Genomic DNA, 1,647 nt, shown 5'->3' with positions numbered 1-1,647 from the left:
TTTGCCGGGCTCGTGGTCAACGGATGGCAGCGGATCCGGAAAGTATCCGGGAATTCCCTGCTTTCATTTGGCACCCAAGTCCTATACACGCCGTCGGAAAATTTTCAGATGAACTGGAGTACTTTTGCTGGCACGGATGATCCTGATTCACAAAGACGTATGCGTTATTTCAGCAACCTTTTCGGGAGGTTCCAAATAACCAAAAAACTTGGGATTATCACGGGTTTTGATATGGGAATCCAACAGGAAGGCAAAGGGAGCAACACCTATAACCTTTGGCTTACTCCGACGATAATCGGGCAATATAAAATGCACAGGTCTTGGCGAACTGCTGTCCGGGTGGAATACTATCAGGATCCGGATGGGGTTATCATCCCGACGGATGTCCCGGATGGATTTCGCACCCTTGGGGTTTCTTTGAATATGGATTACGTCCCTGTTCCCGGGGTGACCGGGCGTGTGGAAGCACGATGGCTCAGAGGCCGTGAACCCGTATTCAGGGCCGAAGGGGGTGCGAAAGACCAGGACTTCTTCATTGGGGCCTCCCTGGCCGTGGAGTTTGGGGTGCCATTAAATTCACCTAAGCAACCCTGAGATTATAAAATCAAGAATCATCTCACGTTCTAATACCAGTGCAGATGTAACATTTTCAACACTGCTTCGTCGGTATCTCATAGGAACGAACTCCCATGAAGCAGTTTATTACTTCAATAATTTTAGTGGTGTTAATTGTGTCAAGCGCCTGTTGCCAACCCCGGGGGATTGAATATTCAGACCGATACTTCCTGACATTCGATTCGACAAGCACAGACAGGATCCACGTTCAGGCTCAAATCCAGCTGGAGGATTCCCTGCTCTATATGAGCTCCAATGGCCCCGTGCCGGAAAGGTGGCCACAGTATATTCAGAATCTCCATGTGAACGGACCGGATGGGCAACCTGTTTCAGTGCTAAAAACGGTGGATGGAGACTGGATACTCTCGGGGATAGATACAGGCAAGGAGGTAGAGCTCACATATGATATGGTTCTGGAACATGAGCAAATCTCGTGGCCAGGGGGCATTGACGGGGTCGCATACACCCGGGACTGGGGTATTATGGCTTCGGGCAGGTCCCTTTTTGTGATGAACGGACAGAGAAAACAGGATATACATGTTAAGGTGGACAGCCCTGGGGCCTGGAACGTATCGACTTCCTGGCAATCCGATTCTCTTTCGGAGAACGTATATCGCGCATACGATCTGCTTGATCTGCAGGACAGTTTTCTGTTTGCCGGGTCCCAGGAGGAAGAAATAATAGAAAGTGACGGATTCACCCTGAAGTTTGTCCTTGGGGGTGAAAAGGTGGAGCGGGAAGCATCGCGGTTTGTCAATGTAGCTTCCGGGGTCATGGATTATTATATCAACTTGATGGGCGGTATTCCGAAAGCAGGTCCGGGGAAAGAGTTAAAATATAGCCTGGTAATCATCAGTCAGTCGGAGCGTGTAGATGGAGAAGTCATCGGTAACCACCTCAGTATGTTCATGAACCCGGACGGGAATCCTATGGACCAGATGGTGGGCTGGTTTATGTTTGCCCATGAGTTTTTCCACCTCTGGAACGGCAAGACACTGCGGTTTGGCGATACGACCACAGACTGGTTTAAGG

At 49.7% G+C, this 1,647-nt stretch carries 2 protein-coding genes; both read left to right on the top strand.

What is annotated here, in order from left to right; genetic code table 11:
• A partial coding sequence (locus WBV75_RS01735) for an outer membrane beta-barrel protein (RefSeq protein WP_424118932.1) occupies positions 1-594 on the top strand: 594 nt, incomplete at its 5' end.
• 128 nt (positions 595-722) lie between these two features.
• The coding region (locus tag WBV75_RS01730) for a hypothetical protein (RefSeq protein ID WP_424118931.1) at positions 723-1,647 on the top strand (925 nt) is incomplete at its 3' end.

The sequence above is a fragment of the Robiginitalea sp. genome, from assembly GCF_049588695.1.
Classification (GTDB): Bacteria; Bacteroidota; Bacteroidia; order Flavobacteriales; family Flavobacteriaceae; genus Robiginitalea.
Note: the sequence above shows the minus strand (reverse complement) of the source record. Positions and strands in the feature narration are given on the sequence as shown.